This window comes from Methylorubrum sp. SL192 (assembly GCF_026672325.1).
GTDB classification, from domain to species: domain Bacteria; phylum Pseudomonadota; class Alphaproteobacteria; order Rhizobiales; family Beijerinckiaceae; genus Methylobacterium; species Methylobacterium extorquens.
The window spans coordinates 474,569-500,486 of sequence record NZ_JAPPQV010000003.1; the positions used below are offsets into that span (position 1 = coordinate 474,569).

25 protein-coding genes are annotated in these 25,918 nt (G+C 71.5%); 10 read left to right on the forward strand and 15 right to left on the reverse strand.

Going from position 1 to position 25,918, the window contains the following annotated elements; translation table 11 throughout:
- Positions 1-306: 306 nt before the first annotated feature.
- Entirely contained in the window at positions 307-549 is a 243-nt protein-coding gene (locus tag OVA30_RS03035) for a hypothetical protein (protein ID WP_015821983.1), read from the forward strand.
- Between the two features lie 54 nt (positions 550-603).
- On the opposite strand, the gene OVA30_RS03040 is transcribed toward OVA30_RS03035, so the two are convergent.
- The 4 genes from OVA30_RS03040 to OVA30_RS03055 all read right to left on the reverse strand — a co-directional run bounded on the left by OVA30_RS03040 (position 604) and on the right by OVA30_RS03055 (position 2,828).
- Positions 604-1,275 (reverse strand): HD domain-containing protein, encoded by a 672-nt coding sequence (locus OVA30_RS03040; RefSeq protein ID WP_268174574.1) that lies wholly within the window; start codon positions 1,273-1,275, stop codon positions 604-606.
- Positions 1,276-1,348: 73 nt separating this feature from the next.
- Positions 1,349-1,525 (reverse strand): hypothetical protein, encoded by a 177-nt coding sequence (locus OVA30_RS03045; protein WP_015950233.1) that lies wholly within the window; start codon positions 1,523-1,525, stop codon positions 1,349-1,351.
- Complete coding sequence (locus OVA30_RS03050) at positions 1,522-2,019, reverse strand: hypothetical protein (protein ID WP_268174575.1); 498 nt, start codon at positions 2,017-2,019, stop codon at positions 1,522-1,524. The genes OVA30_RS03045 and OVA30_RS03050 overlap by 4 nt, the downstream gene beginning before the upstream one ends.
- A gap of 65 nt (positions 2,020-2,084) precedes the next feature.
- The gene (locus tag OVA30_RS03055; protein WP_268174576.1) at positions 2,085-2,828 is read right to left on the reverse strand and encodes a hypothetical protein; all 744 of its coding nucleotides are present in this window, start codon (positions 2,826-2,828) and stop codon (positions 2,085-2,087) included.
- Positions 2,829-2,890: 62 nt separating this feature from the next.
- On the opposite strand from OVA30_RS03055, the gene OVA30_RS03060 reads away from it, so the two are divergent.
- A complete protein-coding gene (locus OVA30_RS03060) occupies positions 2,891-3,220 on the forward strand; it encodes a hypothetical protein (RefSeq protein WP_268174577.1) in 330 nt (109 codons plus the stop codon).
- A gap of 18 nt (positions 3,221-3,238) precedes the next feature.
- Here the strand turns inward: OVA30_RS03060 and OVA30_RS03065 are convergent, their stop codons facing one another.
- Both OVA30_RS03065 and OVA30_RS03070 read right to left on the reverse strand, forming a co-directional pair.
- Complete coding sequence (locus OVA30_RS03065; protein ID WP_268174578.1) at positions 3,239-3,748, reverse strand: hypothetical protein; 510 nt, start codon at positions 3,746-3,748, stop codon at positions 3,239-3,241.
- Positions 3,745-5,862 (reverse strand): M48 family metallopeptidase, encoded by a 2,118-nt coding sequence (locus tag OVA30_RS03070; protein WP_268174579.1) that lies wholly within the window; start codon positions 5,860-5,862, stop codon positions 3,745-3,747. Before OVA30_RS03070 ends, OVA30_RS03065 begins: the two co-directional genes overlap by 4 nt.
- A gap of 539 nt (positions 5,863-6,401) precedes the next feature.
- Here OVA30_RS03070 and OVA30_RS03075 point away from each other — a divergent pair.
- Positions 6,402-6,668: a hypothetical protein gene (locus tag OVA30_RS03075; protein WP_268174580.1), complete on the forward strand. Its 267-nt coding sequence runs from the start codon at positions 6,402-6,404 to the stop codon at positions 6,666-6,668.
- Between the two features lie 221 nt (positions 6,669-6,889).
- Here the strand turns inward: OVA30_RS03075 and OVA30_RS03080 are convergent, their stop codons facing one another.
- From OVA30_RS03080 to OVA30_RS03095, 4 genes are all read right to left on the reverse strand, one after another.
- A complete protein-coding gene (locus OVA30_RS03080; protein WP_015950239.1) occupies positions 6,890-7,288 on the reverse strand; it encodes a (R)-mandelonitrile lyase in 399 nt (132 codons plus the stop codon).
- Positions 7,289-7,321: 33 nt separating this feature from the next.
- Entirely contained in the window at positions 7,322-8,068 is a 747-nt protein-coding gene (locus OVA30_RS03085) for an SDR family NAD(P)-dependent oxidoreductase (protein WP_268174581.1), read from the reverse strand.
- A gap of 119 nt (positions 8,069-8,187) precedes the next feature.
- Positions 8,188-9,102 carry a LysR family transcriptional regulator gene (locus tag OVA30_RS03090; RefSeq protein WP_268174582.1) on the reverse strand — a complete coding sequence of 305 codons (915 nt, stop codon included), beginning with the start codon at positions 9,100-9,102 and terminating at the stop codon, positions 8,188-8,190.
- Positions 9,103-9,274: 172 nt separating this feature from the next.
- Positions 9,275-10,111 carry a 3-keto-5-aminohexanoate cleavage protein gene (locus OVA30_RS03095; protein WP_268174583.1) on the reverse strand — a complete coding sequence of 279 codons (837 nt, stop codon included), beginning with the start codon at positions 10,109-10,111 and terminating at the stop codon, positions 9,275-9,277.
- Positions 10,112-10,278: 167 nt separating this feature from the next.
- Between OVA30_RS03095 and OVA30_RS03100 the strand changes: the two genes are divergently transcribed.
- Positions 10,279-11,091 (forward strand): universal stress protein, encoded by an 813-nt coding sequence (locus OVA30_RS03100; RefSeq protein WP_268174584.1) that lies wholly within the window; start codon positions 10,279-10,281, stop codon positions 11,089-11,091.
- A complete protein-coding gene (locus OVA30_RS03105) occupies positions 11,091-11,417 on the forward strand; it encodes a c-type cytochrome (RefSeq protein WP_015822000.1) in 327 nt (108 codons plus the stop codon). The genes OVA30_RS03100 and OVA30_RS03105 overlap by 1 nt, the downstream gene beginning before the upstream one ends.
- Positions 11,418-11,492: 75 nt before the next feature.
- Here OVA30_RS03105 and OVA30_RS03110 read toward each other — a convergent pair whose 3' ends face one another.
- From OVA30_RS03110 to OVA30_RS03120, 3 genes are all read right to left on the reverse strand, one after another.
- Positions 11,493-12,245, reverse strand: a complete 753-nt coding sequence (locus tag OVA30_RS03110) for a Crp/Fnr family transcriptional regulator (RefSeq protein WP_056459822.1) — start codon at positions 12,243-12,245, stop codon at positions 11,493-11,495.
- Positions 12,246-12,639: 394 nt separating this feature from the next.
- Entirely contained in the window at positions 12,640-14,265 is a 1,626-nt protein-coding gene (locus OVA30_RS03115; protein WP_268177448.1) for an ATP-binding cassette domain-containing protein, read from the reverse strand.
- A complete protein-coding gene (locus tag OVA30_RS03120) occupies positions 14,265-15,905 on the reverse strand; it encodes an ATP-binding cassette domain-containing protein (RefSeq protein ID WP_268174585.1) in 1,641 nt (546 codons plus the stop codon). Before OVA30_RS03120 ends, OVA30_RS03115 begins: the two co-directional genes overlap by 1 nt.
- Before the next feature lie 99 nt (positions 15,906-16,004).
- Between OVA30_RS03120 and OVA30_RS03125 the strand changes: the two genes are divergently transcribed.
- The 3 genes from OVA30_RS03125 (at position 16,005) to cydX (ending at position 19,014) form a co-directional block, all read left to right on the forward strand.
- Positions 16,005-17,594: a cytochrome ubiquinol oxidase subunit I gene (locus OVA30_RS03125; protein ID WP_268174586.1), complete on the forward strand. Its 1,590-nt coding sequence runs from the start codon at positions 16,005-16,007 to the stop codon at positions 17,592-17,594.
- A gap of 64 nt (positions 17,595-17,658) precedes the next feature.
- Positions 17,659-18,813, forward strand: coding sequence for a cytochrome d ubiquinol oxidase subunit II (cydB, locus tag OVA30_RS03130; protein WP_238509261.1), 1,155 nt, complete (start codon positions 17,659-17,661; stop codon positions 18,811-18,813).
- Between the two features lie 69 nt (positions 18,814-18,882).
- The gene (gene cydX, locus OVA30_RS03135; RefSeq protein ID WP_003606082.1) at positions 18,883-19,014 is read left to right on the forward strand and encodes a cytochrome bd-I oxidase subunit CydX; all 132 of its coding nucleotides are present in this window, start codon (positions 18,883-18,885) and stop codon (positions 19,012-19,014) included.
- A 231-nt stretch (positions 19,015-19,245) separates the two neighbouring features.
- Here the strand turns inward: cydX and OVA30_RS03140 are convergent, their stop codons facing one another.
- Both OVA30_RS03140 and OVA30_RS03145 read right to left on the reverse strand, forming a co-directional pair.
- The gene (locus tag OVA30_RS03140; RefSeq protein ID WP_003606080.1) at positions 19,246-19,998 is read right to left on the reverse strand and encodes a DeoR/GlpR family DNA-binding transcription regulator; all 753 of its coding nucleotides are present in this window, start codon (positions 19,996-19,998) and stop codon (positions 19,246-19,248) included.
- Positions 19,999-20,163: 165 nt separating this feature from the next.
- The gene (locus OVA30_RS03145; RefSeq protein WP_268174587.1) at positions 20,164-21,747 is read right to left on the reverse strand and encodes an amidase; all 1,584 of its coding nucleotides are present in this window, start codon (positions 21,745-21,747) and stop codon (positions 20,164-20,166) included.
- Positions 21,748-22,264: 517 nt separating this feature from the next.
- Between OVA30_RS03145 and OVA30_RS03150 the strand changes: the two genes are divergently transcribed.
- Together OVA30_RS03150 and bcsS are read left to right on the forward strand one after the other, a co-directional pair.
- A complete protein-coding gene (locus tag OVA30_RS03150) occupies positions 22,265-24,691 on the forward strand; it encodes a response regulator (RefSeq protein ID WP_268174588.1) in 2,427 nt (808 codons plus the stop codon).
- A 132-nt stretch (positions 24,692-24,823) separates the two neighbouring features.
- Positions 24,824-25,636 carry a cellulose biosynthesis protein BcsS gene (gene bcsS, locus OVA30_RS03155; RefSeq protein WP_268174589.1) on the forward strand — a complete coding sequence of 271 codons (813 nt, stop codon included), beginning with the start codon at positions 24,824-24,826 and terminating at the stop codon, positions 25,634-25,636.
- Positions 25,637-25,918 lie beyond the last annotated feature (282 nt).

A 25,918-nucleotide genomic window follows, 5' to 3' on the forward strand; every position in this document is an offset into this window, starting at 1 on the left:
GACCGGACCCGGGCCGTGTTCGCAGGAGAGGCATCGTGAACGGCGAGCGTGCCGCCGACGAGGCTCTGTTCGCCCCCGCCGCAGCCCGCAACGGGGCCGTCATTCTCGATGTGCTCCGAGAGCCCTGCCGCGCCGCGGTCGTATCCTGGAGGTGGCGAGCGGGTCGGGCGAGCACGCGGTGCGGCCGGCAGGCGGTCACGCGCCGATTCGCGCATCCGGGCTGGCTGGCTCCGGCTGCCGAGAGTAGGGCATTCCGACAGGAGCGGCCGGAGCGCGGCTCGCCCCAGCGACAGGAACAGCCACACAATGCCGATCAAGGCCCTGAACGATCGTAAGAAGCTGTCGGGCGACTTCAACGAGGCCAATGACGCCTTCATCGACGCGGTGCTCACGGCGCTTCAAGCGGGCGAGATCCCGCTCGATCTGGCCCGGGCCTACCTCGCGCATCCGGTTGCCATGATGCACGCGGATGGTGCGCAAGCGGTGGCCAACTACTTCGAGCGGATTCTGTCGCAGAAGCCCAAGATCAACTGGACCCCTGGCGATTGAGCCTCAGGCCTGCGCCGCTGAACGGACCGGGCCGAGGGAAACGATCTGCCCGAATCAGAGTGCGGTGAAGTCAACAAGACGAGCCCGGAGCGTGTCCGCCTCGGCCGCGAGGTTGGTCCGGGCGGCTGTCTCGAAGCGGTCGCGAAAGGGGCGGGTCTGGTAGAGGTCGGGCCGGGCGAGGAAGCGGTCGAGCACGCCCGCGCGGCCGAACCGCCATGCCGCTTCGGGAACCGCAGCGTATTCGCGCCGGATCGCCGCCGCATAGGCCTCGTAGACCGGGCGGGGCGCGCCCAGCACCGCGAGATCGAGGTCGAGCATCAGCCGTGTGGCCGCGTCGTCGCTCGGCGCGTGCGCGGCGGTCGCCTGGATCATCGCCTCTGCCGCCCGGATCGGGCCGGATTCCGCGACCGGACCGGCGTGAGTCAGCAGCAAGGCGGCGCTGCGCCACTCGTTGTCGGTGCGGGCGGTGTCGTAGACCGCATCGTGAAAGAAGATCGCGAGATCGATCGCGTCGTGATCGAGCCCGGCGAAGTCCGGAAGCGCCCGCACCACGTCGTGCCCTTCGAGCAGGTCCGCGATGTGGCGCCAGCCGTGATAGTGACGCCCGGCCTCCCCGTACCCGGCATCGAGCGCCTGCCACGCCGCCTCGGCACCGTTCCCCCGCACCGTCCGGCCCCAGAGTTCGTCGAAGCGTGCGCGCCAGGGGGCATTCATACGGTCGTTCATGCGCTCGTTCACGGCGGACCTCAATTCACGCGGTGGGCGGGCCTCTGCCCGCGGAGGGATCGGCCGCGGCGCTTCAGGGCGCGGCGGCCAGGGCGAGGTCGGCCTCCGGCAGCCAACCCGCGACCGGCTTCGCGCCGCGCCGGTAGAGCGCCCGCACCCAGCCGTCCCGCCGCTCCAGAATCGCCACCGGATCGTGGCGCACGAGGTAGGCACCGCGCTCCGGGGCCGGACCCGGTTCGGGCCGGATCACAGGTTCTTTTCCAGCACCTGCACCACCGCCGCCACCCGGTCCTTGAAGTCGGCGACGTTGGAGAAGGGCCGCCAGTTCACGTCGAGGACGCCGCCATCGAATTTCAGACCGTTCGGGTAGTTCGAGGCCGGCGCCGTCTTCTCGTCGAAGCGGATGCGGATCGACTTCAGCTTCGCCTGCAGCGCCTCGCGGCCCATCTTGTCCTTGCCGACCTCCTTCAGCCCGGCCGCGATCGGTTCGAAGATCGTCTTCTCGAAATAGCCTTCGTCGGCATAGTACTTCGCGTCGCCCGGCAGGGTGATCTGGTCCCACGCCACCTCGACCGACACGGGAAAGCCCGCGGCCTCCCGGATCGCCTTCTCCTGCGCGGGGTAGCGGCTCTGGCGGTAGGCGGCGATCGCCCGGCGTTCGGCGAGCCCGAGCGTCGGCTCGGCCCAGGCCGCGGAGGCGCAGAGCAGGGTCGCGGCGGCGAGCGCGTGTCGGCGTGAGATCATGCGGCGGTTTCTCCTCGAAGGGCGGCCCGCATCGCGGGCACCGGGGGTAAAGGGCGGGTGCGCCGTCACGGCGTCGGCAGGCATCGCACCGGGCCGTCGGCCTCGACGGCGAGACTGCCGGTCCAGACGAGCCGCACCGGGAAGGAGACGATGCTCGGGGTATCCTTGGGGGCTTTGCCGGCGCGGTAGGCTTGGGCGCAGGCCTTGGCCGGCGCCGGCAGGGCCGCGACCGGTGCCGGGAGCTTGTCCTCGCGCACGATCCGCGCCCAGCAGGCCGCGCCCCCTTGCGGGATCGAGCAGGGGGCCTGCACCCCGCGGCGGAAGCTGAGCCGCAGCGTCGCGCCCTCGGCCGCGAAGCTGTCGATGCCGTCGTAGGTGGTCGTGTCGGTGAACAGCCTGCGGCCGGTCCCGGCATCGATCACCGCGAAGGGCATGGTGCCGTTGGTGCTCGCATCCTCGAACACGAGAAACCCGTCCGCCCGCCCGATGAAGCGCTGGCCGCCGGTTTCCAGCGTACGCGCGCTCGGGCCGGGCGCGGCGCGGCAGGCCACGGGCGGGCCGCCGCGGATCGGGATGAGCGCCGCATCCCCGGGCTCGGGGGTGCCGGTGTCGCTCTCGCGGATGACGAGATCGGGATAAAAGGTGCAGGTGATTTCCCGGCCCACCGCATCCGTGGCGGTTTCGACCTTGGCGGGCGGATCGAACCGCGCCGCGTTCCAGCCCTCGGCCGCGGCCGGGGCGAGGAGCCCGATCGAGAGCCCGACAAGGGCGGCGCAGGAGGAAAGAGGCTGTGCGCGTCCGGGTGTCATTCTCGGTCTCACGTCGAATCCCGGCCGAGCGGGGCCGCAACCCTGGATGGAAGAGCGTGACGATGACCCGATCGTGGACCGCCGCCGCGCTTTTCACCGCGCTGATGCTCGCGCATCTGCCCGCCCCGGTGCGGGCCGATCCGGCCCTCTCGCCCGCGGAGAGAAAGAGCCTGCCCGCCGAGGTCGTGACCTATCTGGATCGGCACATGGGCTGCAACCACTGGTCCGGAGAGGACGCCTACGATGCGGCCCGTGGCCGGCAGATCGCCGCCGCCGTCAAGACGCTGCGCTGCGACGCCATCGAGGCGGACGCGAAGCGGTTGCGGCAGCGCTACGGCCGCGATCCGGCGGTGCGGAAGGCGCTCGATGCGGCCGCGCATGCGGAGGGCTGATCCGACCGGGACCGCCCATTACCCGGCCGCACCGGAGGCGGCGCGCCGGTTGCGCACCAGCGAGAGGAGCGCCCCGACGATGGCCGCCGCGAGCGCGGCCATGATCACCGCGAGGGTGATCGTGCGGTTCCACAGCCGGTCGAGGCCGAGATCGGTGGTGATGAGATCCGGGCGCGCCGGATCGGCCATCGGCCCGGCGCCGAAATCGCCGACATGCAGGCCGGCGAACACGTAGTTCACCCGACGTGTCACGGTGCCGGTGGGCCGGCGCAGGCTCAAGGTGAGGTCGCAGATATGGATCGCGATCTTGGAGCTGCACTTGCCGTCGCTGATCCGGGCCTCCGCCACCGGCTCGGCCGCCGCGCGGACCTGCCAGTCCGAGACCAGGGCCGGAGCGGTGTAGAGGACGCAGGCCCCCAGCAGCGCCGCGAGCGCCACGACGCCGAACAGCACCCAGAAGGTGGCCATCCAGCCCTGGCCCTGGGGCGGCAGCCGCAAGGGTTCGGCGCGATCGGGCGATGCGGTCATGGAGCCTCGGCGCGTTGGGGGTCGGGGGAGGATCGCTGCGCGCTGGCCGCGGTCTCGGCGAGGAGGCGCCGGGCCTGCGCGGCCATCTGGTAGCGGCCGATCAGCTCGGCGAAGTCCTGCGGTTTCATCCCGCGCGGCAGGCCGATCGGAAGCGTGACGATGCGGCGCTTCGCGTCGAGCTTGATCCCGTGCCGGCCGGGGCTGCGCTGCGGCCAGTCCGCCTCGGGCGGCAGCAGAAGGCGCGTGAGGATGCCCGTCTGGTTGAACGTCATGTCGAGGTCGGCGATGGCATCCCAGGGGATCGTCCGGTCGAGCCCCGGCGCCTTCAGCCCCTCGGGGCTGAGGATCAGCGTCACGGGCTCGCCCCGGCGCAGGATGAGGGCGCCGGCCCCGCCGAGGAGCACGGCGAAGCCGAGCGCGATTGCGAGGACGACACCGTTATCCTTCGGCGAAATCCCCGGCACGCCGAACACCGCGATCGCGAGGGCGATGACGGCGAAGAGGCCGCCGCCCACCGCGAGCGCGATCCCGCGGGAGCGGTAATTCGCGCGCAACACCCGTTCCTCGGTGCCGACCTCCGCCGCCGTCGCTTCGAGATGGGCGCGGTACGCCGCGTCCTGCGCCCGCAGCGCGGCGAGGAAGTCGTCGGTCGCCGCCCGGCTGAGCCCGGCCGGGTCGGCGAAATAGGCGGCAAGCTGCCCGAGCGCGTGGGGCGGCGGCACGGCGCCCGCCGCGGCCAGGAGGTCCGCGTCGATGGTCCGCCCCAGGGCGGCGACGCGCTCGCGGGTCGGCGGGTGGGTATCGGTCGGGTGGGCCTGCTCCTCCTGCCAATGCGCCGCTGGGTCGTCGAGCCCCTGCGCGATCGCGCGGTCGAGGGCGGCGGCCACGAGGTCGGGCGGTGCGGCGTCGGGCGCGTCGGCGGCGGCCTGGAGCGTCTCGAAGATGCGCGGCCCCACCGCGCCGGTGCGCAGCAGCGCGCGGGCCGAGGCATCGATCGAGGTCACCCCCGCGCCCGCCGCGTCGGCCGCGAATTCCCGCGTCCGGCTCCAGTGGCGCACGGCGAGGTGGAAGCGCTCCATCACGAAGACGCCGAGGCGCAGCGACGGCCCGAGCAGCCCGAGCGAACCCTGATGGCCCTCGGCGACCGCATCGAGGGAGCGCTCGACACCGGCATAGATCGGCAGGAAGCGCTGGCTGTAGGTGGTGTCGCCGCCGGCATAGTGGGCGAGTTCGTGACCGATGATCGCCGCCACCTCGTCGCCCCGCATCAGGGCGAGATAGGGCAGCGGCAGATAGAGGATCCGGCCGGTGACCCGCGCCCCGCCGGGCTCCAGCACCGCCGGACCGGCGCTGACGAAGAAGCCCTCGGTGAGCCCGACCACCACCGCCTCGGGCTTCAGCGCTCCGAGCCGCGCGGCAAGCCCTTCGAGGAGGCGCCACAGGCCCGGCGCCTCCTCGGGCGTCACCGTCCGGCCGATGATCGGCAGCGGATCGGGCTCGAAGGCGCCGAGCGCCCGGCGCAGGCCGAGCACCGTGCTGCCGGCCACGAAGACCACGGCCCCGACCGCGACGACGGCGATCGCCAGGAGCTTCAGCGCGCCGCCGTCGAAGCCGCCTTGGAGGAGAGCCGCCGCCTCGAAGGTCACGGCGGCGACGAAACTCGCCGTCGCCGCCAGGATCTGGAGCGAGAGCGTCGCGGGAAGCAGCCGGCGCATCAGCGAGAAGCCGCGCACCAGGGCATCGCGCGAAGCGCGGCCGAGGCGGCCCAGGACGGCACCGGCAAGCAGCACGAGCAGGGAGAGCGCGGCGGCCAGCGCGCCGCCCGCGACGACGACCGGCGGCAGCACGCGGCGCCAGTCCATGAGCCTGGCAAGGAACCCGGCCTCGTCACGGGCCTCGCGCGCCTTGTCCAGGGCGAGCGGCCCGCCGTAGGTCCGGCCTTCGTAGCGGAACTGAAGGCGGGGATCGAAGCGCCCGTCCCGCGGCGCCCGCGCCTCCATCTGCGTCACGAGGCCGGCCAGCCGTTGCTGTTCGGCCTCGAACGCGGCGTGATCGTCGGCGCCGCGCTGCACCTCCCACAGGCCGAGCAGCAGGAGAACGAGCGGCAGCAACACGGTGGCCGCGACGAGGCGCGCCAGGGCACGCGGACGCGAGCGCGCGGGCGAAGTCGTTGCTTCGGGGATGCTCGGCCTCCTGAAGCGCGGGCGGGCGACGGCAAGGCCCGCAGGCGCAAGGCTCGCAGGCGGATGAGCCGGACATGCGAAAAATGCCGGCCGACGACAGCGATGACGACTCCGCAGATGTCGTCAGTTCCAGGCTATTAAAGTTGTGCGCAAGACAGGAGAGGCCCGGATCGCTAGGATTTCTACCCTGCTGAGCCCATAGGTCAACCGAATGTTGTCCTGCCTGCGGAGAAGCCTCGACCCGGTGGGATCTCACGCCGGCCGGCGGGCGGATCAAGCTCGCAAGAGGCGCCGTGGCCGACCGTTACCGGTTGACCGTCAGTCGATCGCCGGGCTAGCCTCGCACCAGCGGAGTATTGCCGTGGCGCAGCCCCGTCGAGGCATGGCCTTTTCCGGGCGCGCACGGCGATAATAAGCCGGGTAAAGAGCACTGGTCGGCCCTTCCTCTTAGGAAAGAGGCAGAGACGGGCATGTGGCGCCGGGGCAATAGCTTCATGCGCGCGATTTCGGCCGTTCCGCGGAAGGCTGCCGGCTGGCTGCTGCCGCATACCGTGCTCGCGCATAGCGAGCTGACCGGCCAGAGCCACCGCGTCGTCGATCCCGCCGCGCGGTTCGCCGGAGACGGCTGTTTCGACCTCGACCTGCGCGCCGACCGGGCGACGGCGAGGTCCGCCGCTGCCACATGGTTCCGGCCCGGATCGGCAACCTCTACGATCCGGATTTCGACACGGCCCTGACGCCGCGGCCCTGCCCGCTGGCGCAGTGCCGCTGCCATATCGGCTTCCGCGAGGGTGCGGGGCGGGACTGCAGGAGCAGGCGCTTCCGCCCTCCTTCGACGCCGCGGCGGGCACGCCCGGCCTCGCGGGAGGTCGGACGCGGACCAAAGCGCACTCTGCCTGACCGGACGAGGAGCCGCTCTCGGCATCGTCTCGCCGAAAGCGGACTTGCGGGTCGAAAGTCACGGCCCGGCATACTGCCCTTCGGTGACCGGCTCCATCCATGTCACGGCCTTGCCGTCCAGGCGCTCTTGGATCGCGATGTGGGTCATCGCTGTGGTCGCCGTGGCCCCATGCCAGTGCTTCTCGTTCGGCTCGAACCAAACGACGTCGCCGGGCGCGATCTCCTCGATCGGGCCGCCTTCGCGCTGAACCCACCCACGCCCGAACGTGACGATCAACGTCTGGCCGAGCGGGTGCGTGTGCCACGCCGTCCGCGCGCCCGGCTCGAACGTCACGCTCGCCATCGCGACGCGGGCGGGGTCGGGCGCATTATGGAGCGGGTCGATCCGAACCGTGCCGGTGAACCACTCGGATGGCCCCGGGCCTGAGGCCTGGCTTCCGCTGCGCTTGATGTCCATTCGATCTCTCCTCTGTCGCTTCGGAAACGCCGCTCAGAGCGACCAGCCGCCATCGACCGAAATCGACGCGCCGGTGACGAAGGCACCGAGATCCGAACACATCCAGAGGACGGCCTCGGCGATCTCCTCGGGCTTGCCCAGCCGCCCGACCGGCTCAAGGTCGATCGCCTTCTGGATGTCGCCGCCCGTGAAGCGCTCCATCATCGGCGTCTCGATGTTCCCGGGCAGAACCGCGTTCACCCGGATGTTCGCCTTCGCGTAGTCGAGGGCGGCCGATTTGGTGAGGCCGATCAGGGCGTGTTTCGAGGTGGCGTAGCTCGCCCCTCCCGCCACGCCTCTGATGCCCGCGCCGGAGGAGGTGTTGACCACCACGCCACCGCCTTGGCGCAGCATCTGCGCGATCTCGTGCTTCATGCACACGAACGTGCCGCGCAGGTTGATGTCGAGGATCCGGTCCCATTCGTCCAGGGCGATCTCGTGGACGGGGGCAGCCTTGTTCTCGACGCCCGCGTTGTTGAAGGCGCAGTCAAGGCGGCCGAACCGTTCGACGGTCCGGGCGACCGCAGCCGCGACGTCCTCTGGCAGCGACACATCGCACCGGATCGCGATCACCGCGCCGCCATTCCCCTCGATCTCGGCGCGAAGGCGTTCCAGAGCCTCCTCCGTGCGGTCCGTGATCGCGACCTGTGCCCCCTCCCTTGCGAACGCGATGGCGGCGGCGCGGCCGATGCCGCTGGCCGCGCCCGTGATGAATGCGACCTTCCCGTTGAAACGGCCCATGTCTCGATCTCTCGGCTGATGTTCCTGAGGAGCCTGACGTAGACATCGGGCGAGCCGCCGATCAGGCGTTTGTCCCTCAATGGAACGATGAGCAGAGTTCATCGTCGGACGTGCAGCCGCTACAATCCGAGCGGCTTCACCTCCCGGATCAGGTCGGTGAGAAGCCGCAATCCGGTCGGGAGTTGGCGACGTCCGGGATAGTAGATGTGGAAGCCGGGCCCGATTGCCCCCCAATCCGCCAGCACGACGCGAAGCTCACCGCGGGCGACCGAGGGTTCGACACAGGGCTGGGGAAGATAGGCGAGCCCGCCTCCTGCCAAGGCAAGAGACAGCCCAAATTGCGTGTTGTCGATCGTCACCGCACCGGGAACGTCGAGCGCGATCTGCTCGTCCGCTCTCTCGAACTCCCAGCGGTAGAGACGATCGTCGCCCAAGCGGATGCGCAGGCATCGGTGAGCCGCGAGGTCGCGCGGATGGTCAGGAATCCCCTGCCGATCGAGATAGGCGGGAGCGCCAACGACCACCCAGCGCAGATCCGCAGACAGGCGCTGCGCCACCATATCCTGAGGGACCGTTCCGCCATATCGGATGCCGGCATCGGCTCCAGCGTCCACAACGTCGAGCAGATCGTTGGACACCCGGACATCGATCTCGACCTGCGGGTGGCGCGCGTGGAAGAGAGGCAGCACGGGGGCGAGCAGCAACGTGCTTGCATGTTCGAGCACGTTGAGGCGGATCCGCCCGGTCGCCGCCGTCGGGTCTCGGTGCTGGTCGAGCACGTCGAGCGCGGAGCCGATCGCCGCGAATGGGGCGTCGAGTGAAGAGAGCAGATCTTCCCCTGCTGCGGTGAGGGTCACACTGCGGCTGGTGCGGTTGATGAGGCGAACGCCGAGGCGCGCCTCCATCGCCTTGAGCGCGTGGCTGAGCGCGGAGGCGCTGACGCCAAGCTCCAGGCCCGCCCGCCGGAAGCTGCGGTGGCGCGCGATGGCGAGGAAGGTCCCGAGGTCGGCCAATTCGGTTCGATTGATCCGCATCGGGGCAATGGAGTGTCTGCCCGCGGGAAAGCAATCCGTATCGGTCTCATGACCGCTTCGGGCCGGTGGCGGAACGCTCGCTTCGAGGCGGAAGACCCCATGCCGCCCCCCACCCTCAGCAGCCCTGAGCCGGGTCAAGCCAATGGGGTTTCGACGCCCGGGATCGCCGCCGTCAGGCGGGGAGGCCGAGGGCGGAACGGGCCTGCGCCGGAGTCGCGACGCGGCGGCCGTGCCGGGTCACCGCCGCGACCGCGAGGCCGACCAGTTCCGCGTTGCTGGACGCCAGCCGCTCCCGTGTGATCCGAATGTTGTCCTCCAGCCCGGTGCGGACCGCATCCGCCCCGCGGGCGAGCGCCCAATCCATCACGCGGGCCTGCTCGCGCCCGATCCCGGCGGCGGTCCAGGTCGCCTGCGGCAGCAGGCGGCGCAGCTCCCCGAGCAAGAGGTCGAGCAGGTGCTCCTGCGCCGGCAGCGCGTTCTGGACGCCCATGACGAACTGCACGTGCGGGCGCGCATCCATCAGCCCGGCCTCGACGAGGCGCTTGGCCCCGTACAGGTGCGAGAGATCGAAAATCTCGATCTCCGGTCGCACGCCGTAACGCTGCATCTGGCCGGCGAGGTCGGTCACCAGGGTGGTGTGGTTCTCGTAGACGATGGTCGGGAAGTTGACCGAGCCGGTCGAGAGCGAGGCCATGTCGGGCCGGTGCCGGAGCGAGAGGCCGCGGCTCCCCGGGTCGCGGCCGCGCCCGCCGGTCGAGAACTGGACGATCATGCCGGGGCAGTGCTTGCGCAGGCCCGCCTGCACGGCGGCGAACTTCTCCGGATCGGACGAGGGGGTCTCGTCGTCGTTGCGCACGTGGATATGAGCCAGCGCCGCGCCGGCCTCGAAGGCGGCGTGGGTCGATTCGATCTGCTCGGCGACCGTGATCGGCACGGCCGGGTTGTCGCGTTTGCGCGGCACCGAGCCGGTGATCGCGACCGCGACGACGACGGGGGGCTGGCCGGTCATGCTGGTCTCAAGCCTCGCAGATGGACGCGGCCGGCCGCATGCCGGCGCGGCGCGGGCCCCCTCGACCCGCCTTGCGCTGGATCAAGGCACCCGTACCGGCCGGCGGCAAGGATGCCCCACGAAGGATGGCCCCACCCGAGCGGAGGGGGACGCCCCGGGAGGCGAGCATGGCTTACGCGAACATCCTGGTCTCGGTCGACCTCGACGAGACCGCCGCCGACCGCATCCGGCTGGCGGCCAGTCTCGCGCGGCGCTTCGAGGCGACGCTCACGGGGGCGGCCGCCTGCAAGGTGCCGGCGCCGGATTACGTGCGCGATATCGGCGAGATCTACGACGCGGATCCGCATTTCGAGGAGAAGGCGCGCGCCCTGCTCGCACAGGCGCACGCCCTGTTCGAGCGCTCCACCGAAGCCCCGCTGCGCCGCGACTGGCGCGAGGCCCTGGCGGGTCCGATCTCCCATCTCGTCGAGCAGGCGCGGGCGGCCGACCTGATCGTGGTGGGACGCCGCGGCTCGGACGACATCCCGCTCGGCACCCTCGGCGTGTCGCCCGGCCCCGTCCTGATGGAGGCCGCACGTCCGGTCCTCGTGGTGCCCCCGCGCATCGAGCACCTTCGGGGCGCCCGGATCGTCGTGGCCTGGAAGGATGGCTCGGAGGCGCGCCGGGCCGTCTCGGCTGCGCTGCCCTTCATCCGCGAGGCGGATCAGGTCTTCGTCGTCAGCACCGGCGAGGGGGCCCGCAACGAGGGCGCGGAGGATGTCGCCGGCCATCTCGCCCGCCACGGCGCCGCCGTCACGACCCACCTGCTGCGCACCGTCGTGAGCGACGGCGACGAACTCCTGCGCTTTGCCGTCAAACAGCAGGCCGACCTCATCGTGATGGGCGCCTACGGCCATACCCGCCTGCGCGAGTGGCTGTTCGGCGGCGTCACCTACGAGATGCTGCACCGCAGCCCCCTCCCCTGCCTGATGTGTCACTGATGCGTATCGCGACCACCCTCCCGATCCTGGCCGCCCTGCTGATCGCCTGGCCGGCCGCCGCCCGAGCGCTCGATCCCAGCGCCCAGCGCGGCGAGACCATCGCGCGCACGAACTGCGCCCGCTGCCACGCGATCGGCCGCGTCGGCGCGAGCCCCTTGGCGGACGCGCCGCCGTTCCGCGAGTTGCACCGCCGCTACCCCGTGACGGATCTGGCCGAGGCGTTGGCCGAGGGCATCACCACGGGGCACCCGACGATGCCGGAATTCCGGCTCGATCCCGACCAAGCGCAGGCCCTGATCGCCTACCTTCAGACCCTCGAACGGTGAGGCACCCAGCCGAAGTCCGGCCGATCCCCTCGGAATCGCGGCGTTCGGCTTCCGCTTCGATCAGGGGTGCCCGTCTCAGCTCGCCGCGATGCGTTCGAGCCGGGCAAGGTCCAGCAGGCGCACGCCGCCGGGCACGATCAGAAGCGCCTTCTCCCGGTCGAGCCGGGTCAGCATCCGGCTCACCGTCTCGATGGTGAGACCGAGATGGTCGGCCATGTCCTGCCGGCCCATCGGCAGCTCGACGGTGATGGAATCGCGCCCGATGCCGGCGTAGCGGGTGCGCAGGCCGAGCAGGAAGCTCGCCACCTTCTCCTCCGCGGTGCGGCGGCCCAGCAGCATCATGTGATCCTGTGCCAGCGTCAGCTCATGGCCGGCCCGCTCGTAAAGGCGTTGCAGCAGGTGCGGCGTCCGCGCGACGAGGCCGGCGAAGGCCCGCTTCTCGAACCGGCAGAGCGTCGTCGGTGACAGCGCCTCGGCCGTGACGGTGAAGCGCTCGGGCAGAGCGAGGCCGAGGAAATCGCCGACCATGGCGAAACCCATCACCTGCCGCCGCCCGTCCGGCAGAAGCCGCGACAGGCGTAAAGCCCCCTCGGTGACGTTGTAGACGGCGCCCGCCCGGTCCTCCTGCTGGAACAGGGCTTGGCGCGGATCGAGATGGACGGGCTGGCTCAGCGCCTCCAAGCCGGCGAGTTCCTCGCTCGTGAGCGCCGCGCAGACGCTGACGAGGCGGACCTTGCACGCGGCGCAGCCCCTCTCCGAGCGGTCGTGCGCGCAAGCCGGCTCGACTGGGATCGGCTCGACACCGGCGCTGTTGCCAGAGCTTTGCATCGCAAGCCTCCCGTCCCGCACCCCGCCCCAGATGACTCAATAGCCTGCCTCCGTACGACCTGTGAAGTCGAAACCGGGCAGGGCCGAAGCGAGCAGATAATGAAGGACGACCGAGGAGGCGCATTACGGCGGCGCGGGCGGTGTCTTCCCACTGAGTGATTTCTTCCGCGGCCGCATCTTTATTTTGATCTTCTCAGAATTCTTGATCGGAACGGATGCCGTGAAGGGATCCAGGCCGATTCTCGCGATGGCGACAGCTTCGAGAGAGGGGGCGCATGGCTGCCGCGACGGCGCCTGGCTGCACAGACCGGCCGGCACCGAGCCTCGCCGCGGCCCGACCCTCGGCGACTCGGCGGAGGTCAAGGTGGACCCCGGCGTTCGAGCTGAGCTTGCCTCAATCCAGCCCGAGCGAGACCCGGCGCCCGGGCAGCCTGAGATCCGGGCGATGGCTCGTCAGCACGACGATGCGGTCGTGCCAGTGCGCGAGCAGGCGCCCGAGGATGCGCGCGGCCTGATCGTCGCCGAGATGCTCGGCCGGCTCGTCGAGGAGAATGACGGGGGCCGGGCTCAAGCTGGCGCGGGCGAGGTTGAGGCGTTGCGCTTCGCCCAGCGAAAGGCCGCCCTCGGCGATCCAGGCATCGAGGCCGCCAGCCACGCGAATGCGGGCGTCGAGTTCGACGGCTTCCAGCGCTGCCCACAACGCCGCGTCGGAGGCGCCGGGCGCGAACAGGTTTTCGCGGACGGTGTCGGACAGGACCGCCGCATCGTGCAGGCTCAGATGTGTCAGCGCCCGCCGCGCGGCCGCCGGGCGGACGGTGCCGCCGAGCCGGATCGTCTCGCCGGGCCGCTCCGCGCTCCAGCCGGCGAGCGCCTTCAGCAGGGTGGTCTTGCCGCAGCCGCTGGCGCCGACGAGGGTCAGCGGCGTGCCGGGCACGATGGCCAGCTCCGGAGCCGGGCCGAGATCGCGCCCGTCCGGCGTCCGCAAGCGCAGGCCGTGCAGGGTCAGGGCGCCGAGGGCCGGACCGGGCCGGGGGTCCGGCTCCGCGGCGGCGCCCTCCTCCACCGCGAGGGATTGGCGGGCGAGACGGGCGCGGACGGAGCCGAGCAGCGCCCGCGGCAGGGACAGGATCGGCTCCGCGAGGGCGAGCCAGGTGAAGGCCAGGAAGGCGGCGGGCAGGAGGCCGGTACCGCGGGCACCCGCGCTCCAGGCCGCGAGCAGCACGGCCAGGGCGAGGGCGGGACCGGCCAGCGCCAGCACGGCCTCGAGCCGGGCGAGCACCCGCCGTCCAGAGGCGGCCTCGCGTTCGGCATCGCGCAGGGGATCGAGGGCGATCCGCAGGGCCGGGCCGCGCCGCCCCTCGGCGTCGAGGGGCACCGCGCCCGCCAAAGCCGCTCCGAGATCGGCCGCGGCATTGCGCCGTGCGCGGCGGACCCACGCCTCGATCGCCGCGAGCCGCGTCAGCGCGTGTCGGGCCACGAAGCCGCCGGCCAGCGCGAGCACCGCGGCGGGAAGGAGCGCGAGCGGCGCCACGAGGGCGGTGGCGAGCACGAGGCCGGCAAGCGCCGCGCCCGTCATGGCAAGGGGAAAGCCGACGCGCAGCCGGGCGTAGTCGATGTCGGCCACGTCGTCGATGAAGTCGGCGAGCCGCTCCGGGCGTCCGAGCTGCCAGCCGGCGCCGCGGCTCTCCGGCGCCCGCGCCAGGGCCGCGAACAGGCCGGCGCGGCGGCGGACCTGATCGGTCAGCGCCGCGCGGTGGCCGGCCATGCGCTCGCCGTAGCGAGCGCCCGTGCGCAGCAGCGCGAACAGGCGCACGAGCGCGGCGGGATGGTGGAAGTTGAAGGCGAAGGCCGCCGGCCCGGCGCCGGCCAGGGCCACCGCGGCCAGGAAGCTCACGGCGGTGCCGGCGAGCGCGAGGTTTGCCGCGAGCGCCAGGGCCGCGAGGGCGAAGGCGAGGGTCCAAGCTCGGGACAATTCGGCGCGGCCGGAACCGGCGGGCGTCGTATCGGAGCGGGTGCGCATCACGCGGCCTGCCTCTCGGAAAGGGTGGGCCTCAGGTCAATGCGCCGGTCGGCGAGCGCCGCCAGCGCGGGATCGTGGGTCGCCACGATGACGAGGCGGGTGCGGGCGGCGCAGGCCAGGGCTTGGCGCACCCGCGCGGCGTTGGCGGGATCGAGCTTGGCGGTCGGCTCGTCACAGAAGCCGGTGCCCGGCCGCAGCAGCAGGCGCGCGACGGCGACCCGGACCCGCTGGCCGCCGGAGAGGTTTTCGGCGCCCGCCAGAACCGCGGCGTCGAGGCCGCCCGGCCAGTGCGGATCGTCGCTCAGGCCGAGCGACGCGGCCGCCGCCAGGGCCTCGGGCGTCGCGGTCGTGCCATCCGCGATCGCGGCGGCGAGTGTGCCGGCCGGGATCGGCGTGTCGAGGGAGACCCAGGTCGCCGGAAGGTTCGGCCCGGGCAGGCGAAAGGCCCCGGCAAGCGGCGCCTCGACGCCGGCCAGAACCCGCAGCAGAGTCGATTTGCCGGCCCCGCTCGGCCCGGTCACGGCGACGAGCCCTGTCTCCGGCAGATCGAAATCGGCGACGGGCCCGGCATGGGGCAGGACGAGGCCGCGCGCGCCCGGCGCCACCGAAACCACGCCGCGTTCGGGCCTCGTCTCGGCTTCCTCCGAAAACACCCAGGCGAGCGCCTCGGCGGCGGCCTCGCCCTCGGCCTTGGCATGGTAGAGTTCGGCGTAGCGGCGGAACGGCAGGAAATATTCGGGGGCGAGCAGCAGGATCAGCAGGCTCTGCCAAAGCGCCAAATGGGCAAAACCCGGAATCTCGGCGAGGCCGAGATGGCCGAGCCCGAGAAACACCGCCAGGATCGCGATGGCGAGCGAGGCGAAGAAGTCGAGCACGCCCGCATTCAGAAAGGCCACCGCCAGCACGCCCATGGTGCCGTCGGCATAGGCCTGGAGCCGCCGGTCGAGCTTGGCCGTCTCGCGCGGCAAGCCGTGGGCGGCGAGGATCGTCGGCAGCACCCGCACCCGGTCGGCGAACTGGGTGGCGAGGCGCCCGAGCGCCGCCTCCTGGGCCGCGGCCCGGTCGCGGATCAGACCGCCGACGAGGGCGAAGAACACGATCATCACCGGTGTGGCGAGAAGCAGCGCGACGGCGGCCTGCCACGAGACGACGGCGACCGCCCCCGCCGTCAGCACCGGCCCGAGCCCCATCATCCGACGCGCCGCGGCGTGGCCGACGACGAGGCGGGCGAGCGCGCCGGGATGCCGCTGCAATCCGGCGATCACCGCCCCGCGCGGCAGGTCGGCGGCGGCGCGGGCCGGCATCACGGCGAGCCGCGCCTCGGCGGCATCGATCAGCGCGACGGCGACCTCCGCCTCCAGGGCGGCGCCGCGCGCCTCGATCAGGCTCCCGAGCCCGGCGCCCGCGAGAAGGCAGGCCCCGGCGAGGCCGAGCGCGAGCCCGTCGAGCCCGCCCGTCTCGATCAGCGCGCCCGCGAGCCGCGCCAGCGCCACGGCCACCCCGAGCGTCGCGACGCAGCGCAGGACCTGGAGTCCCTGGAGGCGCGAGAGGCCGGCCCGCGCCGCCCCGCGGGCGAGGATGAGCGCCGCGGGCTCGAGGGCGGCGCGGCCGGATCGGGCGCGGGGGGATGGTCGGGTCATGCCGCCTTGTGCGGCGGGGGCGGCGAAAGCGGCTTTGATCTGCGTCAAGGATCGCCAAGCGCGGCGGGGCGAGAGGCGGTGTCGGACAAGGAGCCTCCCATGACCGATCCGCTGCTCGTCGATCTGTCGCGCCTGCAATTCGCGCTGACGGCGATGTACCACTTTCTGTTCGTGCCGCTGACGCTCGGACTTTCGATCCTCGTCGCCATGATGGAGACGGTCTACGTCATGACGCGCCGCAAGATCTGGCGCGACATGACCAAGTTCTGGGGGCTCCTGTTCGGGATCAACTTCGCGCTGGGCGTCGCCACCGGCCTGACCATGGAATTCCAGTTCGGAATGAACTGGGCCTACTACTCGCACTATGTCGGCGACGTGTTCGGGGCCCCGCTCGCCATCGAGGGCCTGATGGCCTTCTTCCTCGAGGCGACCTTCGTCGGGCTGTTCTTCTTCGGCTGGGACAAGCTCTCGGCACTCGCCCACTGCGTCGTCACATGGCTGATGGCGCTGGGCACCAACTTTTCCGCGCTCTGGATCCTGATCGCCAACGGCTGGATGCAGAACCCGGTCGGCTCCCTGTTCAACCCCGACACGATGCGCATGGAGGTGACCGACTTTGCCGCCGTGATCTTCAATCCGGTGGCGCAGGCGAAGTTCGTCCACACGGTCTCGGCGGGCTATGTCTGCGGCGCGGTGTTCGTGCTCGGCGTCTCGGCCTTCTACATCCTGCGCGGGCGGCATCTCGAACTGGCCAAGCGCTCGTTCGCCATCGCGGCGGCCTTTGGCCTCGCCTCGGCGCTCAGCGTCGTCGTGCTCGGCGACGAGAGCGGCTACGCCGTCACCGACCACCAGAAGATGAAGCTCGCCGCCATGGAGGCGATGTGGCACACGGAGCCCGCTCCGGCCGCCTTCACCGCGATCGGCGTCCCGGATCTGGAGAACCGCACCACCCGCTACGCGCTCCACATCCCCTATGCGATGGGCCTGATCGGCACCCGCTCGCTGACGATTGAGATCCCCGGCATCACCGAACTGGTCGGGCACGCCAAGGATCGCATCCGCAACGGGCTCGTCGCCTATTCCGCGCTGGAGCGGATCAAGGCCGACCGCACGGATGAGCCGGCCCGCACCGAGTTCGCCCGGACGCAACAGGATCTCGGCTACGCGCAGCTCCTGAAGCCGCTGATCGGCGATCCGCTGAAGGCGACCGACGCGGACATCGACCGGGCGGCGTGGTCCACCGTGCCGCACGTGCCCTCGCTGTTCTTCACCTTCCGGGCGATGGTGGCCTGCGGCTTCCTGCTGATCGCCCTGTTCGGCGCGGCGCTCTGGTACACCGCCCGCGAGGCCGAAGCGCCGCGCTGGCTGTTCCGGGCCGCGCTCCTCGCCCTGCCGCTGCCCTGGATCGCGATCGAGTTCGGCTGGTTCGTCGCCGAGTTCGGCCGCCAGCCCTGGATCATCGAAGGCGTGCTGCCGACCGCGCTCGCCACCTCCGAACTCGGCATCCCCTCGCTCCTCATCACCATCGCCGGCTTCACCCTCGTCTACGGCGTGCTCGCGGTGATCGAGGTGCAACTGATGCTGCGCGCTATCGCCAAGGGGCCCGAGACTTTGGCCGAGGACCCGGCCGCCCTCTTCCCCGGCGCCGGCGCGAACCGGAACGCCGCCGGCCTCGTCGCCGCCGAATAGCCCCTCCCCCTTCGCCGGCCGACCCTACCGTCGCGTCGGCCCCTCCCCCGAGGAGTTCCCCTCCATGCTCGCCCTTCTCTCGGACTACGAAAGCTTACGCCTGATCTGGTGGGTGCTGCTCGGCGTGCTGCTGATCGGCTTTGCCGTCACCGACGGCTTCGATCTCGGCGTCGGCGCCCTGCTGCCCTTCGTCGGCCGCACCGATGTCGAGCGGCGGGTGGCGATCCACACCGTCTCCGCCACCTGGGAAGGCAACCAGGTCTGGCTGGTGCTCGGCGGCGGCGCGATCTTCGCCGCGTGGCCGGCGCTCTACGCGCTGAGCTTCTCCGGCTTCTACCTCGCGATGTTCCTCGTGCTGTTCGCCCTGATCCTGCGGCCGGTGGCGTTCAAGTACCGCTCCAAGCGGGCGAGCGCGGCCTGGCGCTCCCGCTGGGATTGGGCTTTGTTCGTCGGCGGCGCGGTGCCGGCGCTGATCTTCGGCGTCGCCGTGGGCAACGTGCTTCAGGGCGTGCCCTTCCACTTCACGGGCGACCTTCGCCCGATCTACGGGGGCAGCCTGCTGGGCCTGCTCAACCCGCTGGCGCTGCTCTGCGGCCTCGTCTCGCTGGCGATGCTGGTGGCGCACGGCGCCGCGTGGCTCGCCTTCAAGGCCGAGGGGCCGGTCGCCGAGCGCGCCCGCGCCATCGGGCTCAAGGCCGCGCTCGCCACCGCCGCCCTGTTCACCCTCGGCGGCCTCCTGATCTGGGCCGGCGCCTTCGGCGGCTACCGGGTGGTGAGCCCGCTCCCCGGCGACGGCCCGTCCAACCCGCTGACCAAGGCGGTCGTGGCGGATGCCGGCGCGTGGCTCGCCAACTTTTGGGCCCATCCGGCGCTCGCCCTGGTGCCGCTCCTCGGCATCACCGGCCCGCTGCTGGCGGCCCTCGGCTTCCGCGCCCGGCACGAGGGGCTGACCTTCCTCGCCTCCAGCCTCGGCATCGCCTGCATCATCGCCACCGTCGGCCTGTCGATGTTCCCGGTCATCCTGCCCTCGAACACGCATCCGGGCCACGCGCTGACCGTGTTCGACGCCTCCTCCAGCCGGGCGACCCTGCGCAACATGCTGATCGCGACGGTGATCTTCCTGCCGATCATCCTCGCCTACACGGCGTGGGTCTACCGGGTGCTGTGGGGCAAGGTCTCGGATCGCGACATCACCGCCCCCGGCTCGGCCGCCTACTGACGCTCCCGGCCCCGGCGCCGCCGGGGCCGGCTTTCCTGGCCCCCTGCCCTCGCATCAGGACGCACGACGATGTGGTACTTCGCCTGGATCCTCGGCCTCGGACTGGCCGCCGCGGTCGGCGTGCTCAACGCCCTCTGGTACGAGCTGCGCGCCGTGCGCGAGACGCCGCCCGAGGTCACGCCGCCGCTGCCGACGCCGTGAACCCATGATCGAGGCGCTGCCTCAGAGCCCGTTTGACCGACTGGTTCCGGCGTCTCCCCCATCCTCATGCTGAGGTGCTGCGCCAGCAGCCTCGAAGCACGCCGCGACGCTTCTTCCGGCAGGCCGGTGCGTGGGATCGACCGTTCAGGCGTGCTTCGAGGCCGAGCTTTCGCTCGGCGCCTCAGCATGAGGAGTGGGGAGCTTGCCAAAAGAACTCCGTCGAACAAGCTGTCAGCCGCAGATCAGATCGATGTCGTGCCGGCTGAAGCGCTCGGCGAAGGGCTCGGGCGGCGGCCGGTCGGTCACCACGGTGAGCGGCGCGGCCAGATCGAAGGTCTGGAGGTTGGCCTGGCGCCCGAACTTGCGGGAATCGGCGAGCAGCACCGCCCGCCGGGTCTGGCCCCGCAGCGCCTGGCGCAGGACGGATTCGTGATCCTCGTAGTCCATCCAGCCCTGCGCGAGGTCGCAGGCGGCGATGCCCATGATCGCGAGGTCGAAGAAGTGGCGCCGGGCGTAGTCCACGGTGTCGTAGCCGACCAGCGCGTTGTCGTTCGGGCGTAGCCGGCCCGGCGTCAGGTTTACCCGGGCCGGGCTGTCGGCCAGCAGCAGCGCGAGGTCGATCGAGTTCGTCGTCACCGTGAGCTTGCGGGTGGTGAGCCGCCGGGCCAGGGCCAGCGTGGTGGTGCCGGTGTCGATGAAGATCGACATCCCGTCCTCCACCAGCCCCTCGGCCAGTGCGGCGACGCGGCCCTTCTCGCGGCTGTTGAGCCCGCTGCGCTCGGTGAGCGGGCGCTCCTGATCGAGCCGCGGCCGCACGGCGCCGCCGTGGATGCGCCGCAGCAGCCCGCGCTCTTCCAGCATCTTCAGGTCGCGCCGGATCGTCTCGTCGGAGACCGCGAGGGTGGCGGCGATGCTGGTGACGCCGACGCGCCCCGTCTGCGCGAGCTGCGAGAGAATTTCCTCGTGGCGATGATCGGTCAGCATCCCGGCCCTGTCCCCTTTGAGATCAGGATAGCGCCGCGGACACAGAACGGTCGCGCACAATTTCCAAGACGTGCACAGGGCACGATAACCACAGGGTGCAGGCGTAGTCAGCAAGCCCGCCCGCCTCCGTGGAGCCGGGCGGGCCTGTGTCCCGATTGCGAAAAATCAGGCGTCGAGGGCCGGGGCGCGGCGGTGATGCGTCGCCTGCTCGTAGGCGTAGGCGTAGGAGAGCAGGTCACCCTCGCTCCACATCCGGCCGACGAAGATCAGGTTGAACGGCGAGCCGGAGGCATAGGCGCCCGCCGGCAGCGTCACCCCCGGCAGGCCGGCGATGTTGATCTCGCAGACCGTGGTTTCGAGCAGCGTGCCCGGGCCGTGCAGCGGCGGCAGCTCGGCCCGCATCTGCGGGAAGACCAGGGCGTCGAGCCCGTGCTCCGCCATCACCCGGTCGAAGACCGCGAGATAGGCCTCGCGGGCGGCGAGGAAGTCGGAGAGGTCGGGCGGGCTCGCCGGGTCGGCAAGGCAGGGAGCGAGCCCGGGCAGGTTGGTGATCGGGTGCAGCACGCCGCCGGGCGCGAAGGCGTCCTCGGCCTTCGTGGCCTCGGCAAAGGCGGCAAAGCTGCGGATCGCCACATCCGGCCCCATCCGCTCCAGATAAAGCTGGAGGTCGTACGGCGCGGATTCGAAGCCGCGGGCGTCGAAGTAGACGAGGCCCGGCGTCGGCTCGGCGATGGTGGCAAAGCCCGTGCCGGCGAAGGGATCGGCCACCAGGGTGGCGCCGGCCGCCTCCAATTCCTTCTGCGTACGTGCGTAGAGGGCGCTCGCTTCCTCCGAGAGCGGCAGGTCGCGCCAGCCGGGCCCGTAGAGACCGAGACGCTTGCCCGCCAGCGCGCCCGCATCGAGCCCCGCCGCGTAGCCCGCTTCCGGGCGCTTGCCGATGCCGGCCACGGTTTTGGGGTCGGCCGAGGAATAGCCGGCGAGCGCGTCGAGGGTGAGCGCGGCGTCGCGCACGCAGCGGGCGATCGGCCCGACCACGTCGCGGGTGCTGCCGGCCAGCGGCATCACGCCGGCATTCGGCACCAGGGCGAAGCTCGGCTTGATGCCGACCAGGCCCTGCGCCGAGGCCGGGTTCTGGATCGAGCCGCCGGTCTCCTCGGCGAGCCCGAGGACGGCGAGGCTGGCGGCCACCGCCGTGGCGGTGCCGGCGCTGGAGCCGCCGGGGATGCGGTCGGGTGCCGCCGGGTTGAGGGTGGGGCCGGCCCAGGAATCGTTGGCGTGACTGCCGGTATGGCTGAGCACCGGCACGTTGGTCTTGCCGAGGATGACGCAGCCGGCCTCGCGCATCCGTGCCGTCACCGGCGCATCGGTGGCCGGGATCAGGTCGATGCCGCCGGCCTCGGCGCTGAGGAAGTGCCAGCCGCCGGTGCTCGGCAGGCCGGCCATGTCCATCGTGTCCTTGATGACGACGGGCACCCCGGCGAGCGGCCCCAGCTCTTCGCCGGCCGCGCGGCGGGCATCGATGGCGCGGGCGTCATCGAGTGCCTGCGGATTCATCACGATGAGCGCCTTGTAGCGCGGGTTGTAGGTCTCGATCCGCGCCAGGAAGGCTTCGGCCAGCGCCTCCGCGGTGACGCTGCCCTCGGCAAAGGCACGCTGGCAATCCTCGACCGTCATCTCGATCAGTCGCTCCGCCAGCGCATCCTCGGTCATCTCGGGGGCGACGGCGACGGAAAGGGCCATTGCGTTCATCTCGATCTCGCGCTCCGCATCCTTGAAGACGGCGAGGCCGATTCCGTCCCGTTGGAATCGCTCACGCGGGCCTTCCGCGTGGGGGCAACGCGGGGGCTCACGTGCTCGCCGTCACCGGCCCTCACGACCGGCGGACAGGTCCTAGCAACGCCTATGCCACAAAAACCACAAAACCCTCGAAAGGCGGTCGGACGACGTCGCGTCCGATTCGGGGAGGCTGCCGGTTTGCCGGCCCGCGGCAAAGCTTTCGATGTTTCTTGCGTGCCAGGCGAGGCACTCCCGGACGACACCTCGAGCGCATTCCGACGACGTGGTCACCGGTTTGTCGAAAGAAGGCGCGTCAAACCAAAGACCTACAGGCGCCGGAGTGATGCCAACCGGTCGGATACGGCTCTCGGCCGGCCGGCGATGCCGCCAGCATTAACCGGCCCTTAAGCGCTTCGCGGCCTCGTCTAAAGGGCAGGACGACCAATCCCGGTTTCCTGCGGCCGGCAAGCTGTGCCGGCGGAGCCCCCGCATGCTGGATTCCGTCCGGATCTCGCTCAAGGTGCTGAACGCGGCCCAGCTCGCCCTGATCGCGGCGGCGGCGCTCGGACTCGCCTGGATCGGGACCGCTATGCTCGGGGCCGGCCCCGCCGCGGACGGCGCGCAGCGTGCCGCGATGACGGGGGCGCGCGCCTTCGCGGACGCGGTCGATGCGGAACTGCACGGCAGCGTGGCGGATGCACGCACCGTCGCGCTGCTGCTCCGCCCCGGCGATCCGACGCTGGGTGAGGCCGAGCGCTCGTCCCTGCTGCGGGACTGGCTCGCCCTCAACCCGCGCTACGGGGATGCGGCGCTGATCGGTGCGGATGGCAGCGTGCGCGCCGCCGCCGACCCGCGCCGGCCCGGCAGCAGCGTCGCCCGGCAGCCCTGGTTCGCCCGGGCCCGCAACGCCGAGGTCGTCATCGCGACCCAGGGGGACGAGACGGCGCCCTTCGATGTCGTCCTCTCCCTCGGGATGCCCGGACGCTCCGACCGGATCCAGCTTCGCGCCGGCCCGGCCTTCCTCGAGATCGGCCCCCGCTTGCGCCGAGCGCTCGACCTGCCCGAAACCATCGCCTTCACCGTGAGCGGCGCCGACGGGCGGCTGCTCGCGGGCACCGCATCCGCGCCCTGGGGCGAGCGCCGCTCGGCCTCTGCGCCGGTCCAGGGCGGGCGCGAACTCAGCTCTCCCGGCTGGGTGGTGACCGCCTACGCGCCGCCCACCGTGGCGGCGGGTCTGCGGCCCGACGGGCGCCTCCTGGCGCTGGCGCTCGCCGTGGTGGGTGCCGCCGCCGGGCTCGGCTACGCCATGGGGGGCCGCGCCGCGCAGCCGCTGCAACGCCTCGCCCAGGGCGAGGCCGGCCCGGACGAGGCGGCAGCCTCGCCGGTGCGCGAGATCGCGGCGCTGAGCGAGGCGGTCGCCGGCCGCTCCCAGAGCCGCGAGGCGGCGCTGGCGCTGGCGGGAACCGGCCTCGACCGGATCAAGGGCCGGCTTCAGACCTTCGAGGCGATGTCCGGCTGGACCTGCTGGGAGATCGACCCGGAGACTCGCCAGGTCGTCTGGTCGGATTCCGACCGGACCGGCACGGCGACCGCCTCGGACCACGCCACCGACCTGTCCGATCTCGCCGAATGGTTCGAGCCGGAGGACCACGCCCTCCTCGACCTCACCCTTGAGGCCGCGCGCCGGGCGGACGGGCCCCACGACGTGGTGCTGCGCGCCCGCGCCGACGGCGCCGAGCCCGTTCCCGAAGCGGAGCGGCGGGTGCTGGTTCGCTTCCTGCGCGCAGCGGGCGACGGCAGCCGCATCCACGCCCTGAGCCGGGTGATCGAGGGCGGCGTCTCGGAGACGCCCTCGGGCCTGAACGAGCAGCGGCGCAACGCGATCCTGCGCCGCGTGACCGACGGCATCGTCCACGACTTCAACGACGTGCTCACGATCGTGCACGCTAACCTCGCGACCGTGCGCCGGCGCCACGGCCTGAATCCCGAGCCGGCACGCCTCGTCGACGCGGCGCTCGCGGGCGCCACGCGTGGGGCGGCGCTGACCCGGCGGATGCTCGGGCTCGTGCGCGGCGAGAGCGAGGCTTTGGCCGAGTGCGACGTCGGCACGAGCGTCGAGGCCGCCCTCGCCTTCATGGGGGCCAACGTGCTGCGCGACGTGCCGGTCATCAACCGCGTTCCCGGCGACCTGCCGAAGGTGCTGTGCGCCGAGCGGATCCTCGAACTCGTCCTGCTCAACCTCGCCTTCCACTTCCGCGATCACGGGCTGCACGGCTTCGCGGTCGGGGCCGCCGAGGAGGTGACCGAGACGCAGACGGGCTTCGGCCTGCCGCCGGGCTCTTACGTGCGCCTCCTCGTCGCCAGCGGACAGCACGAGCCCGGCCGGACGGCGCGGACACCCTGCCCAGGCTCGCTGGAGACGGTGGCCCGGCTCCTCGAAGAGATCGGCGCCGGCTGGCGCCCCGTCTCCGACGGGACCGGCGAGGACGCCTTCGTCGCCGAGATCTGGCTGCGGGCCGCCGAGCGGCAGCCCGAGCAGCCGGCCCTCTGGTACTCCACCCTGCGCATCCTCCTGGTGGAGAGCGACAGCCTCGTCCGGGCGAGCCTCGCCGAGGCGCTGGCCGATCTCGGCCACGACGTGGTTCAGGCCGCCTCGGGCGAGCACGCCCTCGCGCTGCTCGGCGAGAGCGCGGATTACGACGCCATGATCGCCGACCAGTCGATGCCGGTGATGACCGGCCTCCAGCTCGCCGCGACGGTGGTCGAGCGCCATCCCGACATCCGGATCATCCTGGCGAGCCCCCACGGGCATCTGCCGGCCGCGGCGCGGCAGTTCCTGCAACTGGACAAGCCGTTCCGCCCCGACGACCTCGCGGCGGTGCTGAGCGCGGCGGCCCCGCAGGCCCGAGCCGCCTGAATCCGCCCGGCATCGCGAACGCCTGACAAGATCTCGGCCGAGATGAATCAGGCTTTCCTGGATTCGGGGAGGCTCTTGTTAACCCTGGACCCTGATAAATCGGTGCGTAGCGTGTGCGTATCCGAGGATCGAATGGCTGTGGTTTCTCGCAACCATCAACGGGCTCCCGGGAATCTCTGTATTCTTGTCTGCGGGTGTGCGGCCGTGTTCGCCACCCCGGCCCGAGCCGCCGACCTGCCGGCACCGGCCCCCGCAGCGGCCGGCGTCGATTGGTACACCGGCGCGCAGGCGCAGGCGGTGGACGACAGCTGGGCGGTGGCCGTCGATGGCTCGACCAGCATCACCTCCAATTCCTCGGCCTTCGGCTCCGTCACCGTGACGACGGCCCTCGGCAGCCCGCCGACGGTGAGCGGTGCGCGCGTGCGCGTCGAGGCCGTGGCCGGCACCTACTCCTATCCCGGACAAGGCGTCGGCGCCCGCGTCACCGGCTACCAGCAGGAGGGCTCGCTGCTCACCGGCTACGAGTGGATCTGGCGGGAGGCGGCGCTCGCCGGCTATGTCGGCTTCAACGTCCGCAGCAACCAGCTCTCGATCCCTGACCCCGGCAACCCGGTCGTCGGAACGGGTGTGGGCCTGAAGGTCGCCGGCAACTTCTACGCCACGCCGACCGACCGGACCATGGTCTCGGCCTACGGCTCCTACTCGACCAAGTTCAACGCCTACTATTCCCGTTTCCGCGTCGGCTACATGGTGGCCGACGGCGTCTATATCGGTCCGGAGGCGCTGTTCCTCGGCGACGACTTCTTCCGCCAGTACCGCGTCGGCGCCCATCTCTCGGGCCTGAGCTTCGGCCCCGTCCAGATGTCGCTCGCGGCCGGCTACGTGCGGGACCGCGTCCAGGGCACGGGCTACTATTCCAGCATCGAGGCGCGCGCGAACTTTTAGAGCGCAGTCCGACGGCGAGCGGGCCGCCGGTCGCGGCGGCGGCCGAAGTCAAGCGCTTGGATCAATGCGGACAATCCGCCGCCTTGCCTCCGCGTCTCACGGCAAAGTACTGCTGTTCCAAGCGAAGAATGGCCTTCATATCAGGAAGACATTCCTCGCCATCGCATGTCATTTCCGCGAAATTCCTGCCGAATCTTCGGACATTTTCTACGGATGACGCTACGCTCTGCATCGCAAAATCAACCTTGTTCGCAGAGCGGGACGGCGGCGTCGTGAACGCAT

Bases quoted from the DNA above. Each gene is read 5' to 3' on its own strand.
- OVA30_RS03050 (WP_268174575.1), bottom strand. From the start codon at position 2,019: ATGATCTCACGCCGACACGCGCTCGCCGCCGCGACCCTGCTCTGCGCC.
- OVA30_RS03100 (WP_268174584.1), top strand. From the start codon at position 10,279: ATGGCTTACGCGAACATCCTGGTCTCGGTCGACCTCGACGAGACCGCC.
- OVA30_RS03090 (WP_268174582.1), bottom strand. From the start codon at position 9,102: ATGCGGATCAATCGAACCGAATTGGCCGACCTCGGGACCTTCCTCGCC.
- OVA30_RS03075 (WP_268174580.1), top strand. From the start codon at position 6,402: ATGTGGCGCCGGGGCAATAGCTTCATGCGCGCGATTTCGGCCGTTCCG.
- bcsS (WP_268174589.1), top strand. From the start codon at position 24,824: ATGGCTGTGGTTTCTCGCAACCATCAACGGGCTCCCGGGAATCTCTGT.
- OVA30_RS03125 (WP_268174586.1), top strand. From the start codon at position 16,005: ATGACCGATCCGCTGCTCGTCGATCTGTCGCGCCTGCAATTCGCGCTG.
- OVA30_RS03035 (WP_015821983.1), top strand. From the start codon at position 307: ATGCCGATCAAGGCCCTGAACGATCGTAAGAAGCTGTCGGGCGACTTC.
- OVA30_RS03150 (WP_268174588.1), top strand. From the start codon at position 22,265: ATGCTGGATTCCGTCCGGATCTCGCTCAAGGTGCTGAACGCGGCCCAG.
- OVA30_RS03060 (WP_268174577.1), top strand. From the start codon at position 2,891: ATGACCCGATCGTGGACCGCCGCCGCGCTTTTCACCGCGCTGATGCTC.
- OVA30_RS03055 (WP_268174576.1), bottom strand. From the start codon at position 2,828: ATGACACCCGGACGCGCACAGCCTCTTTCCTCCTGCGCCGCCCTTGTC.
- OVA30_RS03120 (WP_268174585.1), bottom strand. From the start codon at position 15,905: ATGACCCGACCATCCCCCCGCGCCCGATCCGGCCGCGCCGCCCTCGAG.
- OVA30_RS03110 (WP_056459822.1), bottom strand. From the start codon at position 12,245: ATGCAAAGCTCTGGCAACAGCGCCGGTGTCGAGCCGATCCCAGTCGAG.
- cydB (WP_238509261.1), top strand. From the start codon at position 17,659: ATGCTCGCCCTTCTCTCGGACTACGAAAGCTTACGCCTGATCTGGTGG.
- OVA30_RS03085 (WP_268174581.1), bottom strand. From the start codon at position 8,068: ATGGGCCGTTTCAACGGGAAGGTCGCATTCATCACGGGCGCGGCCAGC.
- cydX (WP_003606082.1), top strand. From the start codon at position 18,883: ATGTGGTACTTCGCCTGGATCCTCGGCCTCGGACTGGCCGCCGCGGTC.
- OVA30_RS03065 (WP_268174578.1), bottom strand. From the start codon at position 3,748: ATGACCGCATCGCCCGATCGCGCCGAACCCTTGCGGCTGCCGCCCCAG.
- OVA30_RS03095 (WP_268174583.1), bottom strand. From the start codon at position 10,111: ATGACCGGCCAGCCCCCCGTCGTCGTCGCGGTCGCGATCACCGGCTCG.
- OVA30_RS03140 (WP_003606080.1), bottom strand. From the start codon at position 19,998: ATGCTGACCGATCATCGCCACGAGGAAATTCTCTCGCAGCTCGCGCAG.
- OVA30_RS03105 (WP_015822000.1), top strand. From the start codon at position 11,091: ATGCGTATCGCGACCACCCTCCCGATCCTGGCCGCCCTGCTGATCGCC.
- OVA30_RS03040 (WP_268174574.1), bottom strand. From the start codon at position 1,275: ATGAACGACCGTATGAATGCCCCCTGGCGCGCACGCTTCGACGAACTC.
- OVA30_RS03145 (WP_268174587.1), bottom strand. From the start codon at position 21,747: ATGAACGCAATGGCCCTTTCCGTCGCCGTCGCCCCCGAGATGACCGAG.
- OVA30_RS03115 (WP_268177448.1), bottom strand. From the start codon at position 14,265: ATGCGCACCCGCTCCGATACGACGCCCGCCGGTTCCGGCCGCGCCGAA.
- OVA30_RS03080 (WP_015950239.1), bottom strand. From the start codon at position 7,288: ATGGACATCAAGCGCAGCGGAAGCCAGGCCTCAGGCCCGGGGCCATCC.